Source organism: Corynebacterium sp. (assembly GCF_030532195.1).
Lineage (GTDB): Bacteria > Actinomycetota > Actinomycetes > Mycobacteriales > Mycobacteriaceae > Corynebacterium.
This window is the reverse complement of record NZ_JAUNLP010000007.1, coordinates 34800-48905: the sequence shown is the minus strand read 5'-3', so window position 1 is coordinate 48905 and position 14106 is coordinate 34800. Positions and strand designations below refer to the sequence as shown.

Below are 14106 nucleotides of genomic sequence, written 5' to 3'. Positions count from 1 at the left end.
TCAAATTTAGTTTTAAGGCAATTGATGCCTTTTACTCACAGATTGCGTGCAGCGCTGGTGGCTGGTTAGTGCCAAGTGCTGCAGCCCTGAGGTAGATCCGCGGTAAGTCTGCGGTAGATCTGCGGTTGGTCAGAGTGCGACTTTGTTTTTGAAGAAATTGACGTAATTCCGATCCGAAATCTTGCCGAGCATGAATTCTGGTTCCAACCCGAACATGGACCAGCGTGTCTTTGTCGACCACGACAGCGATTGCGGCGTCATGGTGCGGTGATAGCTGATCTGATAGCCGTCGGTGTGGACACTGATCCGTGTGTAGCCTCCCGGATACCCCAGGGATGCGCCTCGCTCACAGAAGTCAGTTGCACCAACATCAGCGACACCACGGCGGCTACGGTGAGTGTGACCAGCGAAAACGCCCTTTGCGCCGGGGGTTGCGGCGAGGATTTCCTGGAAAATCTTTGCCTGCTGAGTCTCCATCATGAATGACTCACCACCGAGGTGCGAGCGCACCGCATCCTGTGTAAATGGGTGATGCGCGAAAAGAATCGTTGGCCGCTCTGGATCTTCTGCCAGCTCAGCGCGGATTGCACGCATTTGTCGCTCATTAATACGCCCACCCGCGTACCCAAATTCGGCAGTATCAACACCGATGAGGCGTACTTCGCCGACGTGGGTAGTCCAATGCTGCTGAGTTGGCACAAGGCGCTGGCTGAAGTAATCGGGCACAGCAGTCTTGCCCTTACGAATACCGCGTCCCCGGAAACCATTGATATTTGGCAGGCCCGGAGGGTGAACATCATGATTGCCGCGAGTTACAAACCAATCCTTACCAAATTCACCAAAGGTATTCAGGATGCCAATGAGCTCGTCATATTCCTCCGGCTGATTGCTGTCTGTGCAATCACCGTTAATGACCAAGGTCTCAATCCCCGCGTCCTTGACCGTATCCACAAGACCTTGGAGCTGCATAGATGCAAATGGCTGCTCCCCTGGGGCCGAGGACAGGCCGAGATTGCCAAACCGAATGCCGTCATGATTCGGCTTACCAATATGCGTGTCATTGGTCAGTGCGAAGGTGGCCAAGTGCTTTCCCACCAGTGCCGGCAAGGTGGTGAACACACCGGTTTTCTCCGGAGCTGTCTTGTGCATGGTGATATTCAACGAAGGAACCGCACGACAGTTGCGGGACCAACACTCAAAGCGGTATTCCCGCCCCGGTTCCAAGCCGTCAATGACCACGTGGTGGTAACCGGATTCCGAGTACCCTTCATGAACAAGCTCCAGCTCACCAGCGTCCACCGGGGCGAGCAGCACTCGCTCATCCGACGGGACAGTCGACTTAATAAAGCCATACGCTGTCTGCACCCCCGGAGCATATGTTGCCCACGTAAAAGCGACCGACGTATCCGTGACAGTGATTACTTCCAGGTCACTGGCCAGCACCTGCTGAGATTTGAAATCTGACTGAGATAGACCCAACCCCGACGAGACGTACTCCAAGCCATAGGCACCCGATGTTTTTGCAACCGCCATGGAGCTAGCGGCAAGTGTGGCAACAGACAGGTAAGCCCGACGGGAAATGCTCATAGAGACAAAGCGTAGAACGCGAAAATGAAGACTAGATTAATTTTCCCTCTAATCTCAGAAAAAAGAATGCGCGATTTTGGCCACACTTCGGAGGCACTGTGGACGTTCTTGGGTCGCGCTTCGGCCGCACTTCGGCCGCGATTGAAGGGAAACCAAATACCGCGCTGCCAATGACGGCAGCGCGGTATTCGACGAGTGTGGCGTGAGCATTTACGGTGAGCTTTTATGCGCTCACCTGCATGAATTCATGCTCTGAGGTAAATTACTTCAGTTCCTTGGAGGACAGCCCCAAGGTGCGGCGAGCCACGACGAGCTGCTGAATCTGCTGGGTACCTTCAAAGATGTCCAGGATCTTGACGTCGCGGGACCACTTCTCCAGCAGGTTGCGCTCAGAGTAACCGAAGGTGCCAGCAAGCTGAACAGCGCGCAGGCAGATGTCGGTACCGGCGCGGCCAGCCTTGGCCTTACACTCGGATGCCTCGAGGGTATTCGGCTGCTTGTTGTCTGCCATCCATGCCGCACGCAGTGCCAGCAGGTACGCAGCCTCCCAGTCGGACTCCAGCTTCAGGTACTCAGCTGCAGCAGCGCTCTGGGTGTGTGCCGGTGCATCGTAGTCAATCTCAATGCCAGCTTCTTCCAGGATGCGACGCAGCTCTTCAAGCGATGCGCGGGATACACCGATGGCCATACCTGCAACCAGCGGACGGGTGTTGTCGAAGGTTGCCATTGCACCGGCGAAGGACTTCTTCACGTCGATGTCCGGGGAACCCAAGAGGTTCTCCTTCGGAACGCGGACGTTGTCCAGGCGCAGAACAGCGGTGTCAGAAGCGCGGATACCGAGCTTCTCCTCCAGGCGCTCAACGGTGAAGCCCGGGGTGCCCTTCTTCACCAGGAAAGACTTAATAGCAGCGCGGCCCTTGGACTTGTCCAGGGTTGCCCACACAACGACGGAGTCAGAACGCTCACCAGCGGTGACGAAGATCTTCTCACCGTTGAGGACGTACTCATCACCATCGAGCTTGGCGGTGGTGGAAACGGCGGAGGAGTCCGAACCGAAAGACGGCTCGGTAATAGCCATGGAAGCCCAGGTCTTACCGAAGGATTCCAGCTGCTCATCGGTAGCAACAGCGGCAATAGCTGCATTACCCAGGCCCTGGTACGGAATCGACAGAGTCAGACCGACGTCGCCCCAGCAGGTCTCGATGACATTGAGCAGCGACGCCATGTTGCCGCCATTCTTGACACCTTCACGCTTCTTCTTTTTTGCGTCACCACGTCCGCCGGCAGCGCCGGAGAAACCGCGGCCGCCTGCAGCCATGCCGTCCATCATGGAGGCAAGGGTGTCGAGCTCCTTCGGGTACTCGTGCTCAGCGAGATCGTACTTACGGGAAATCGGTCGGAAGATCTCAGCGGCGGCCTGATGCGACTGGGACGCGCCCGCCTTGAGGAACTTCGGCAGTTCGAGGTTAATCATTTTCTTTCCTCTTAATTCTTTTCGGCTGAAGTATCTAGCGGTTTACAGAACGACGACGCCTTCGGCGACACCGATTGCACGGAGGTTGCGGTACCAACGCTCGACCGGGTGCTCCTTGGTGAAGCCGTGGCCACCGAGCAGCTGAACACCGTCGGAACCGATCTTCATACCCTTTTCGGTAGCAAAGGTCTTTGCCAGGCCTGCTTCACGGGCGAAGTTACGGCCCTGGTCAGCGCGGGAGGCACCACGCAGGGTGATCATGCGCAGACCGTCGAGCTCAATTTTGATGTCAGCGACCATGAAGGCAACTGCCTGGCGGTGGGAAATCGGCTCACCGAATGCCTGGCGCTCATTGACGTAAGGAATGACGTAGTCAAGAACTGCCTGGGAAGTACCCATGGCAAGCGCTGCCCAGCCCAGGCGGGAACGGCGCAGGATGTCCAGGTAGTTTTCCTCGCGCTCTTCAGCGGAGGTGTCAGCGCCACCGAGGATGTTCTCAGCCGGAACCTTGACGTCCTTGAGAACCAGGCGACCAAGAGCAGCACCGCGCAGACCCATCGACGGATCAGCCTCAACGTGCAGGCCCTCAGTGTCGGACTCGACGATAACGAGAGTCGGCTTGCCCTCGAGCTCAACGCCGACGATGAACAGCTCTGCTGCACCAGCGTTCGGAACGAAGGACTTCACACCGTTGAGGACCAGCGAGTCGCCCTCGCGCTTTGCAGTCGTTTCAAGCTTGCGTGCGTCGAAAAGCGGGCGTGGCTCGGAGATGACGACAGCCGCTGCTGGGACATCCTCACCAGCAAACGCCGGCAGGTAGGTCTTCTGCTGCGAGTCGGACCCGTGAGCGGTCAGGGTGGCAGCGACACCGGCCGGAGCCAGAACGGTCAGCGCCAGACCCATGTCACCGTAGGAGAGCGCCTCTGCGACGAGAGCGTTGGTGGTGACATCCTCACCGGTGGCAATACCTTCGAAGGCCTCCGGGACGTTGATCATGGTCACACCGAGCTCGGATGCCTCGGAGACGAGGTTCTCCGGCGGAGTTGCCTCGTGGTCGCACTTGTACGCAACCTCGCGCAGGCGGGACTCAGCGAACTGCTTGACCGTCTCGACGATCATCTGCTGATCATCGGTCGGAGTGAGGTCAAAGAGCTTCTTTGCCTTCTCCTCTGCAGCTGCTTCCTGCGCTGCCTGTGCTTCCTCAGCTGGGCGCTGCGGCTTGCCAGAGCTGGCAATCTTCTTAAACTGACGATTTGCTGCGCCAAGAGTCTTGAAACCGGACTTGGTGGACTGGTACACCACGCGGTCGATCTTGGGCTGAAGGTCGTACTTCTGGGCGAAGTCCGAACCAGTAATCGACGTGATGAACCGCATTGCCGCTCCGATAGCGTCGCGACCTGGGTTATTGCGGCCGACGGTCGAATCTTCGCGGTTCTTCTTCTCGCTCATGTGATCATGGCCTTTCGAGTCAGAACTATTACTCGGATAACAATAAAACAATCACGTGACCGCTGTCACAAGAATTGAGAAAACTATCTCAAGTAACAGAAAACTCTCAGGTTTAGACCAAATTAGGCAATTGCACGCTTTACGACGTAGTTGCGGTCGCCCAATTCACCCAGCAGCGCTTCAGGCTCAAAACCATACATTGCCCAGCGCGCACGAGCTGTCCAAGAAAGTGCATCATCGCTGCTCACGCGGTGGAAATTGACCTGGTAGCCGCCGGTGTAGACATGTAACAAGGTATAGCCGCCCGGATATGCCTTGCATGCGCCGGTCTCCACATAATCCACGCCGGCACCGATATCACCGCGCGTGCGCTTGGCTCGATGAGTGTGACCTGCTCCCGAGAAGAAGACACCCGGGGCGTCGTTAAGCAATCGCTGCAGACGTTTGCGATCGCGGCTATTGAGAATGAATGTCGGACCACCCGCATTCGTGAGCCCTGCTTCGGTGGTGACCGGATGGTGCGCGAGAACAACCGTCGGCTGCGTGGGATTGTATTGCAGTTCTGCTTCGAGCGCGACGAATTGCGCCTCATCGATCTCGCCGCCCGATTGATCGAGCTTCGACGAATCCAGGCCGATGACGCGCACTGGCCCCTGCTGCGTCACCCACAGCTGCTGGCGTGGCCGATTAAGAATCACACCGAACGGATCGCGGTGATCATCGGTGCCTTCCAGCACCTGGAATTCGTCGTAGCCTGCTGCGGGGTCGGCCTCCGGCTTGTGTGGGCGGTCGTGATTGCCGCGCGTGACAAACCACTGCTGCCCCTGCACACCAAAGGTGTTCATGATTTCCGCAAACCTGCGCACCTCAGCAGGACGCGCCTCAGAGGTGGCATCACCGTTGACAAAGACCTTGCCGATTCCCAATGCGCTGATCTCCGCCAGCGCCCCAGTCAGCATGACCTCTGGGTAGGGCGCGGCACCCGCCTCAGGGTAAATAGGTGCCGGGAAATTTCCGACGATAATGCCGTGACCGTTTTCGCCGATATGCGTGTCATTGACAATCGCAATGGTGGTCAGGTACTCCCCCGTCGGCGCCTCCAGCGTGGTGAATCGGCCGGTCTGCTCCGGTGCGTTAGGCAGATTGCGGGTAATCAGTCCCGGCTCCGCCACCAGGCCATTGGAACGGCACTCAAACTGGTACGTCGTGCCCGGCTGCAGATTTTCAATGGTGACGAAGTGATAGCCAACCTGGCTGTCATCCTTGTGCACCACGGGCAACTCACCGCCCGCGTCAGCCGGCGCGAGGGCCACCTCCGTGTCCGACGGCGCTAGCGGAGCCAACTTGCCCCAAGCCGGATGCGGACCGTCATATGTCGCCCACGAAAAGGTGACAGACGTATCAGTCACGGTCACAACTTCCAGATCCGTTACAACGAGTCCGCTGGTCAAACCAGTAAATGGGAACGGTGCTTGGTTCGGAGCCGCCAGTGCGACAGGTCGCGTGCCGACGCCATTTGCCACCACCGCAGTGGCACTTGCACCCGCAAGAGCACCGAACCTCAATGCAGTGCGCCGATTAATCTTCTTGTTCCCATATACCAAAGCCATGGGTGAAGAAATTACGGGATAAAGATAATCCCGGTGATAACACCGGGATAACTATTAGTGAATTCAGAAGTTATGCTTCCGGCTTCACAATCGGGAACAGCACGGTTTCACGAATGCCGAGGCCGGTCAGAGCCATCAGCAGTCGGTCAATGCCCATGCCCACACCGGTCGTCGGCGGCATGCCCTGCTCCATTGCATGCAGGAAGTCCTCATCCAGGACCATCGCCTCATCGTCGCCGCCGGCGGCCAGACGAGCCTGATCCTCGAAACGCTCCCGCTGGATAACTGGGTCAACCAGCTCGGAGTAGCCGGTGGCCAGCTCGAAACCACGAACGTAGAGGTCCCACTTCTCGGTCACACCCGGCTTGGAGCGGTGCTGACGAGTAAGCGGAGATGTCTCGACCGGGAAATCGCGGACGAAGATTGGGCCGTCCAACTGATCCTCGCAGAGGTGCTCCCAGATTTCCTCAACCAGCTTGCCGTGGCCCCAGCCGCCCTTTTCTGGAACCTCAAGACCGATCACATCGGCGATTGCCTTGAGCTCCTCGACGGTCGAATCAATGGTGACCTCTGGCTGACCAGGGAACTTGCGAGCAAGTGCCTCGTTCAGCGACGGGTACATCTCAATCTGCTTCCACTCTCCGCCGAAGTCGTACTCGGTGCCGTCGGCAAGCGTGACCTTCGTGGAACCGAAGACCGCGACGCAGATTTCCTGGATGACCTCGCGGACGGTGCGAGCGGAGTCATCGTAGGTGCCGTACGCCTGGTAGTACTCGAGCATTGCAAACTCCGGGCTGTGCGACGAGTCGATGCCCTCGTTGCGGAAGTTGCGGTTGATCTCGAAGACGCGCTCCATACCGCCAACCACGCAGCGCTTCAAGTAGAGCTCCGGGGCAATACGCAGGTAGAGGTCGATATCCAGAGCGTTGGAGTGAGTAACGAACGGACGTGCCGCAGCACCGCCGTGCAGTGTCTGCAGCATTGGGGTCTCGACCTCGAGGAAGCCGCGGCGCTCAAGCGCGTGACGCAGCTCGCGGATGACCTTGATACGGGTAAGAGCGTTGGTACGAGCCTGCTCACGCATAATCAGGTCCGTGTAGCGGTGGCGCACGCGAGTGTCCTCGGACAGATCCGCGAACGACACCGGCAGCGGACGCAGCGCCTTCGATGCCATCTGCCACTTGGTGGCCATGACGGACAGCTCGCCACGACGCGAAGAGATAACGCGACCGGTAATGAGGACAAAGTCACCCATGTCCACGTCGGCCTTCCACGCTGCCAGCGCGTCCTCGCCGACCTCAGCCTTGGAGAGCATCGCCTGCAAAGTTGTGCCATCCCCCTCCTGCAGAGCGGCGAAGCACAACTTGCCGGTGTTGCGAATAAACATGACGCGACCGATAACGGTCACGACATCCTGAGTCTCCTCACCCGCTTCGAGATGACCCCACTCCTCACGGACATCCTTCAGAGAGTGAGTACGGGGAATCTCAACCGGGTACGGCTCGATGCCAGCCTCAATCAGGCGGTCGCGCTTTTCGCGGCGAACGCGCAGCTGCTCGGGAACGGTGGCGTTGTTATCAGTGGTCTTCTTCGCGTCAGTCACGGCTATAGAGGTTAGCCGACGCTACCGCCGACCTGCTAGTTGGATGCCTTTTAGACGCCGATCTTGTCGCCGTCCTTGCGGACAACCTGGACAACGGCCGGACGTGGCTGAGCCTTGCCGCCCTCAGGCCAGTGGGAGGTCGGGTTGGTCGTCGGATCCGGGTTGTCACCGACCGGGTGACCCTGATCGGTCTCGATTTCACCTGGGTGCTGGACATTGACCATCACGCGGTTGGAGAAGACCTGCGGACCACAGGTCTCTGCAGCGATTGGGACAGTCAGGAAGCACTTGGTCTCACCGCGGCGATCACCTTCAACAGCGACAGCGAAGAGGCCATCGTTGGAGTCCAGGGCGTTGCCGTCAGTGGAAATCCACAGGTTGCCGTACTCGTCGAATGCCAGGTTGTCCGGGCAGGAAATCGGAGAGACCGAGTCCTTATCAAAGCCGCCGAAGTAGGTGTATGCCTCCTTCGGATCACCACAGACCAAAAGCAGGTTCCACTTGCCCTTGGTGCCAGCGTGATCATCTTCCATCTCCAGGACCAGGCCGTTCTTGTTCTCGGTCACCGGTGCGACCTCGACTGCGTCGGCAAGCGGACGACCTGCGCCGTCGGTGCGCTCCTTGCCCTTATCGTCCTTCTCGCCGGCCTTGCCGCGGTACTTGTTGTTGGTCAGTGCGGCGTAGACCTTGCCGGTCTTCGGCGATGCCTCGATGTCCTCTGGGCGGTCCATACGAGTTGCCTCAACCTTGTCGCCGGCCAGGCGGGTGTAGATGCAGACCTCTTCAGCGGTCATGCCATCGACGTGGGACTCGTGCTTGCCGTCGGCCTTGGCGGTCATCAGCGGCAGCCACTCGATGTCACCGTCGAAGCGACCATCCTTCGGCAGCTCGCCGGAGCCGTCGATTTCGGACTCGGAGTTGCCGGTGAACTTACCGACGTAGAGGGTGCCCTCGGACAGGATGCCCATGTTGTGCTTCAGGTCGCCCTCCTTAATCTTGCGGGAGGAGACGAACTTATAGATGTACTCAAAGCGCTCATCATCGCCCGAGTAGCACACGACGGTGCCATCATCGGTGACATAAATCTGGCCAGCCTCGTGCTTGAAACGACCGAGAGCAGTGTGCTTGACCGGGGTGGAGTTCGGATCAGACGGGTCGATCTCTACACACCAGAAGAAGCGGTTCGGCTCATTCGGCTCCTTGGAGACGTCAAAGCGGTCGTAGTACTTCTCCCATGCGCGGTCGGACAGTTCCTTGTTCTTCACCGAGTAGCGCTTGAGCTTCTTGACAGCTTCTTCGTCCTTCAGCTTTTCGACGTTGCCGAAGTACTGGTCAACATTTTCCTCGCCGGACAGGTAAGTGCCCCACGGAGTCACACCGCCGGAGCAGTTGTTCAGGGTGCCCTCAATCTTCATGCCGGTCGGGTCAGCCTTGGTCTTCAGCAAATCGTGTCCAGCAGCCGGACCGTCGACGGTGAACTCGGTGAAGCCGGTAATGCGACGGTTGCGCTTGTCACCCAGGATTGGCTTCAGGAAGCCCTTGTCGTCCTCTTCCACCGCGAGGATGGTCTGACCGTGAGCAGCAAGTCCGATGTCCACCTGCTCCTTGGTGGCATCTTCCTTCTTGTAAGCGCGGAACATCATCGGCTCAGTGGTGTACTCGTGGGAGCAGACGTAGAGCAGGGTGCCGTCTTCAGCCTCAATCAGGCCAGCGAAGTCATTGTTGAAGCCGAACTGCTGCTTCTGGTTTTCCGGGGTCTGCTTGTCGAAATCGAACTCCGGGCCACCTTCATGAATCGGATCGCCCCAGCGAATCAGCACATTCTGCTCGTAGCCATCCGGGATAACGACGGCATCTTCCTTATTCGGAGCGACCGGATCAAAGCGCATACCCTCCGGAGACTCACCCTTGTCGCCAGAGCCCGCGGTCTCAGAACCGGAGGCTGCAGCACCGCTGCCGGACTGACCGCCATTATCAGAGGAACAAGCTGCCAGGACAGCTGCACCGCCGACAGCGATGGCGCTGGCACCGGAGACTTTCAGTGCTGCGCGACGGGAATATGCGCGCTGAGAAAACGCCTGCTGTGCAACATCGCCGAAGTACTCGTTGTCAGAAAACTCATTGGGAGCATCTTCAGCACATGCGTTACCGCACTTGTAAGTACAGGTAAGAGAGCTACGAGAGGTAGCAAACGGATTTGTCAGCAGATTCTTGCCAATACGAACCACGGGGGAGACCGCCTTTATCTTGCTTCTTAGTTAGAGATAGAGAGATAACTATTAGTTCTCAATCCTCATAGAAGCTAAGTTTTTTATGTAAAGGTTTCCTTACCCTTAATCAACGGCGCGGTTAGCTTTGTGTGACGGTTTTATGGCAATTACTTGAACGATAAATGAACCTGCAGGAAGAAGCCCTGTTAATTCTTCGGGCTGCGTGGGTTCTTCAAATCCGACCCCGCCGGCACATCTGCCGGATCGTTGCCGCTTTCCAGAATCTTGTTGTCTTCATCGACGAAGATGACATTCGGCTGATAGGTACGCGCCTCAGCGTCCTCCATCATGCCGTAGCCGATGATAATGACCAGATCACCCGGGGAAATTAAACGTGCGGCAGCACCATTGATAGAAATGATGCCTGAGCCACGCTCACCGGTAATGCAGTAGGTGGTAAGACGGTTTCCGTTGTTGATATCGACAATGTCGACTGCTTCGCCCTCAAGCAAATCAGCCGCTTCCATCAAATCTGCATCAATCGTGCAGGATCCAACGTAGTGAAGATCAGCCTGAGTCACCGTGGCTCGGTGAATCTTTGACTTCAACATAGTGCGGAACATGAAAAAGGTAGGTCCCTTCCTAGATGCTTTGCCCTGGATGCTTCCCTACCGCGGCACCCCTTGGCGTGGCAGGTTATTGATTGGCAAACTATAATACGACAACTTGCCAACCACGAAAAATACTGCTTTTCTTCGTCGGCGATCCCGCTAGCAGTCGGCGGTCCCGCTGGCAGATCCGTCAGCCGACTCGCCAGCCTTCTCACCGCCAAAACCAGCATTCTTAAGCTTTTCGCGGCTGGCTTCATCCTTCAACCGAGCCTCACGCGCTGCATGAACCTTCTCCTGCAGCTCTGCCAGCTCCGCAGCTTCCTCCTCCGTCAGCTCTCCATCGAGCCCAGCGGCAGACAGTGCAGCCGAAGCAATCTCAGCGTCCTTCTGTCCCAGCATTCCGTGGCCATGAATGGCATCCGGACGAGGCGCGCCCAAAATGAGGCCGACATTATCAATCAGACGTGTAGTGCCGACCTTGGCGGCAATCAGCAGGCGTGCTTCGGTCTCCTCACCGTTTCCGCTCAGCACCTCGCTGGACAGCGGAGCGAGCGCAGCATCACGCAACTCCAGGTAATCCAGCTCTACCTCAGGCTGGCTGGCAAGGACACCACGGGCGGTCTCCAGCACGGCATCTGCACCGCGATCAGCGACAAAAGCACCGGCGGTCAAGGCTGCGGACAGGGTTACTGCCAGCCCGCGCTGCTCCTCAGAGAGATAACGGTTGCGCGAGCTCATCGCCAACCCGTCGGCCTCACGGATTACAGGAACGCCGTGCAGCTGCACTGGCATATTCAAGTCCGTGACCATCTGCTGCATCAGGCACAGCTGCTGGTAGTCCTTCTCACCAAACACCGCATCCGTGCAGTTGGTGATGTGGAACAGCTTGTTGACCACCGTGAGCGCGCCCGCGAAGTGTCCCGGACGAGTAGCACCTTCCAGCTCAGTGGCCAGCGGCCCCGGCTGCACCGTCGTGCGGAAACCGTTCGGGTACATCTCACGCGCACTCGGCGCAAACACCAGCTCCGCGCCGACAGCCTTCAGCTTTTCCACGTCCGCTTCGAGCGTGCGCGGGTAGGCATCAAAGTCCTCGCCCTCACCGAACTGCAGTGGATTGACGAAAATCGACACCACAACCACCGCACGCGGCAGAGTCTTCGCAGCCGCTACCAGTTCAAGATGGCCCTGGTGCAGCGCGCCCATCGTCGGCACCAGCACCACTGGACGGCCAGTTTTCCGCAACGCACGAGTAACCTGCGAAATTCCGGCAATAGTCTTGTGAACAGTCGTCTCTCCGGCGGTAAATCCCGTCATGTTTCCTCCGCGATAAAAAGTAACGGACCTAACTTTCGCCCGACGGCAATACCTTACGCCACCGCCCGGATTCCCCGAACCGCGGCTCCCCAGATCAATCGCGCAAGTACCGCAAGACCTCCGTAGCACCGCGCAATTCAGCTATCCGCTCTGCAAGCGCCACATACGCACCGCGTATCTGTGGTGCCGCCGCTTCAATTTCGCGCTCATGCTTGACGACGGTCCCAAGGTCATCACGCGTAACGGGGCCAGTCAGCCCCCGTGAGCCCCACTTCAAAGCATTGTCCAGGGATGCTTCCAGGAGCGGTCGCAGCAGCTCGGCGGCTTGGCCTCGGCGCAGCTCCCCCAGGTCGGTATCCTCCGCAGCGACATCCTCACCGATGGTGGCGGCCAGCATCTCCACCGCGTCAACCACAACCGCGCCGAGTCCGTTGGAACCGTGTGCCATGGCCGCATGATAGAGACTGCGGTGGCGTTCGTTAATAAATACCGGGCGGCCACCGAGCTCACCAATCAGCAGTTCACTGACGGTTTTAGCCAGTTCATCGCCAACTGTGATGCCCCAGGGACAACCGGGCAACAAATCGGCGTCGTCGGCAAGCCCTGCGAATGTCATCGCGGGATGTGCGGCGATGGTGAGTGCGCCGGTGAGCGCGACGGGATCGAGGACGGCGCGGCCGAGGGAACCTGCCGTGTGCAGGACGATTGTGCCGGGACCGACGTAGCGGGCGATTTCTTCGGCGACATCCGCAATGGCACGGTCAGGCACGGCGATGATGATGAGTTCGCAGGCGGCAGCGGTCTCTGCAACGCTGCTGATGTGAGCGTCGGGCAGACGAAGATGCGCGCGGGTGGTCGATTCGCTCGAGCGCGCGACGACGTGGGTGACGCGGTGACCGCATCGCTGAAGTGCTTCACCGAGGGCAACGCCGACTTTTCCGGCAGAAATAATCCCCACCGACAACCGCGGTGCGGATGTCTGGCGGGGATGGTGTGAATGCTGGCTTTGCGTCATGACTGACAAGGTTAGACCAAAGCCTGCAGCTGCGAAGAGTCGAACTCTTAGTTGTCCTGCTTCTTCTGTCGCATCTGTGCCATCAGCTCAGCGACAGTCAGACTGCCCTTGTTGTCCTCTGCGCGACGACGACCATGTGCTGGGGCCTCCTGCGCCGGCGACTCCTCCAGGTCCTCGTCCTCGATGGCCTGCAGCTGACGAGTCGGGGAATCCGAACCTTCGTCGGTCGGCCATGCAGCAGAAGTGTCCTGGCCGCCGCGCTGCTCGTGCGCACCGCGAGGCTGATTGTCAGCGGGAGTTTCCTGCCAGTTGATGGCGCGGAAGGAATTAGTGGAGAACTTCTCCCTGTCCGCGGTCTCCTCGCCGTCGTGGGAGTCGGCGACCTCAGAGACATCCACTGGCTGACCCGATGGCGAGAAAGTGCGCTGCATATCGGTAGCCTCCGCATTCTCCACTGGCGAATCCGAATTTCCGGAGCCCCCGCCGTGCTGCGTGTGCGCGCCGACGGTGCCATTAGCGGTGACCTCGACGCGGTGCGAGGTCGCACGCGGAGTCGGGCGATCATGGCCAGTCGGGTCCTTCAGCGGCGAAGCCTGCTGCGGGGAGTCCAACTCGCGCAGACGCTCTGCCTGAGCTCGCAGTGCTACCTGCTCATCGTCGAAATCCTCGCCCATGAACTCAGCCAGCTGGGCACGCAGCGCAAAAACCTCCGCGCGCAGCGCCGCAATGTTGTCGTCATTGCTGCCCTCGAGGGAGTCCAGGTAGTTCTGCTCCAGAATCAACTCCTGCTCGCGGTGAGTTGCCAACTCGCGATCGAGCTCGACCTTGTGCAGCTCCTCAATGGTCTCCAACCGCTTGCGCTCCAGCGCGATGGTCTTGCGGTAGCGGGTAACCAACACCGCACCAATCACGGCGGCCCACAGCGCCAACAGCACCGCAATCTTCATCCACCCCGCAGAGGAGGCAAAGAGCATGACAATGCTGGCAATTACAGCAAGCACCAGCAGCACAGCCATAAGGATGACCGCAGTCTTCTCAGTCATTCCATCCTTGGATTCCTGCTCTGCCGCATCCTGGGCCTGAATACCCGCCTGATTCACCGCGCCATCCGAGCCAAATTGGTCCGAATTATCAGCGGCGTTGGGCGATTGCGAGTTCGTGTCACCGTAGAAGTACGTGGCATCATCCGAGCTCGTCGGATCATTTCCGGCGTTGGAGAGGTCAGTCATAACT

At 58.7% G+C, this 14106-nt stretch carries 9 protein-coding genes and 1 pseudogene; all 10 read right to left on the bottom strand.

What is annotated here, in order from left to right; genetic code table 11:
* Positions 1–129 precede the first annotated feature (129 nt).
* The 10 genes and pseudogenes from Q4E11_RS08460 to Q4E11_RS08415 all read right to left on the bottom strand — a co-directional run bounded on the left by Q4E11_RS08460 (position 130) and on the right by Q4E11_RS08415 (position 14102).
* The gene (locus Q4E11_RS08460) at positions 130–1587 is read right to left on the bottom strand and encodes a metallophosphoesterase (protein WP_303165171.1); all 1458 of its coding nucleotides are present in this window, start codon (positions 1585–1587) and stop codon (positions 130–132) included.
* 262 nt (positions 1588–1849) lie between these two features.
* Positions 1850–3061, bottom strand: a complete 1212-nt coding sequence (locus Q4E11_RS08455) for an acyl-CoA dehydrogenase family protein (protein WP_303165169.1) — start codon at positions 3059–3061, stop codon at positions 1850–1852.
* Positions 3062–3103: 42 nt separating this feature from the next.
* Positions 3104–4510, bottom strand: a complete 1407-nt coding sequence (locus tag Q4E11_RS08450; protein ID WP_303165167.1) for an acyl-CoA dehydrogenase family protein — start codon at positions 4508–4510, stop codon at positions 3104–3106.
* Between the two features lie 122 nt (positions 4511–4632).
* Complete coding sequence (locus Q4E11_RS08445; protein ID WP_303165165.1) at positions 4633–6120, bottom strand: metallophosphoesterase; 1488 nt, start codon at positions 6118–6120, stop codon at positions 4633–4635.
* Between the two features lie 70 nt (positions 6121–6190).
* Entirely contained in the window at positions 6191–7723 is a 1533-nt protein-coding gene (lysS, locus tag Q4E11_RS08440; protein ID WP_303165163.1) for a lysine--tRNA ligase, read from the bottom strand.
* Between the two features lie 50 nt (positions 7724–7773).
* Positions 7774–9951 carry a PhoX family phosphatase gene (locus tag Q4E11_RS08435; protein WP_303165161.1) on the bottom strand — a complete coding sequence of 726 codons (2178 nt, stop codon included), beginning with the start codon at positions 9949–9951 and terminating at the stop codon, positions 7774–7776.
* Positions 9952–10139: 188 nt separating this feature from the next.
* Positions 10140–10556, bottom strand: coding sequence for an aspartate 1-decarboxylase (panD, locus tag Q4E11_RS08430; protein WP_303165159.1), 417 nt, complete (start codon positions 10554–10556; stop codon positions 10140–10142).
* A 360-nt stretch (positions 10557–10916) separates the two neighbouring features.
* Positions 10917–11858 (bottom strand): annotated as a pseudogene (gene panC, locus Q4E11_RS08425) (pantoate--beta-alanine ligase); the annotation flags it as partial.
* A 94-nt stretch (positions 11859–11952) separates the two neighbouring features.
* Positions 11953–12873: a Rossmann-like and DUF2520 domain-containing protein gene (locus tag Q4E11_RS08420; RefSeq protein WP_303165154.1), complete on the bottom strand. Its 921-nt coding sequence runs from the start codon at positions 12871–12873 to the stop codon at positions 11953–11955.
* A gap of 47 nt (positions 12874–12920) precedes the next feature.
* Positions 12921–14102 (bottom strand): DUF6779 domain-containing protein, encoded by a 1182-nt coding sequence (locus Q4E11_RS08415; RefSeq protein WP_303165152.1) that lies wholly within the window; start codon positions 14100–14102, stop codon positions 12921–12923.
* Positions 14103–14106 lie beyond the last annotated feature (4 nt).

Coding starts and splice junctions, on each gene's coding strand:
- Q4E11_RS08415 (WP_303165152.1), bottom strand. CDS start 14,102: ATGACTGACCTCTCCAACGCCGGAAATGATCCGACGAGCTCGGATGAT.
- Q4E11_RS08460 (WP_303165171.1), bottom strand. CDS start 1,587: ATGAGCATTTCCCGTCGGGCTTACCTGTCTGTTGCCACACTTGCCGCT.
- Q4E11_RS08455 (WP_303165169.1), bottom strand. CDS start 3,061: ATGATTAACCTCGAACTGCCGAAGTTCCTCAAGGCGGGCGCGTCCCAG.
- Q4E11_RS08450 (WP_303165167.1), bottom strand. CDS start 4,510: ATGAGCGAGAAGAAGAACCGCGAAGATTCGACCGTCGGCCGCAATAAC.
- panD (WP_303165159.1), bottom strand. CDS start 10,556: ATGTTCCGCACTATGTTGAAGTCAAAGATTCACCGAGCCACGGTGACT.
- Q4E11_RS08445 (WP_303165165.1), bottom strand. CDS start 6,120: ATGGCTTTGGTATATGGGAACAAGAAGATTAATCGGCGCACTGCATTG.
- Q4E11_RS08420 (WP_303165154.1), bottom strand. CDS start 12,873: ATGACGCAAAGCCAGCATTCACACCATCCCCGCCAGACATCCGCACCG.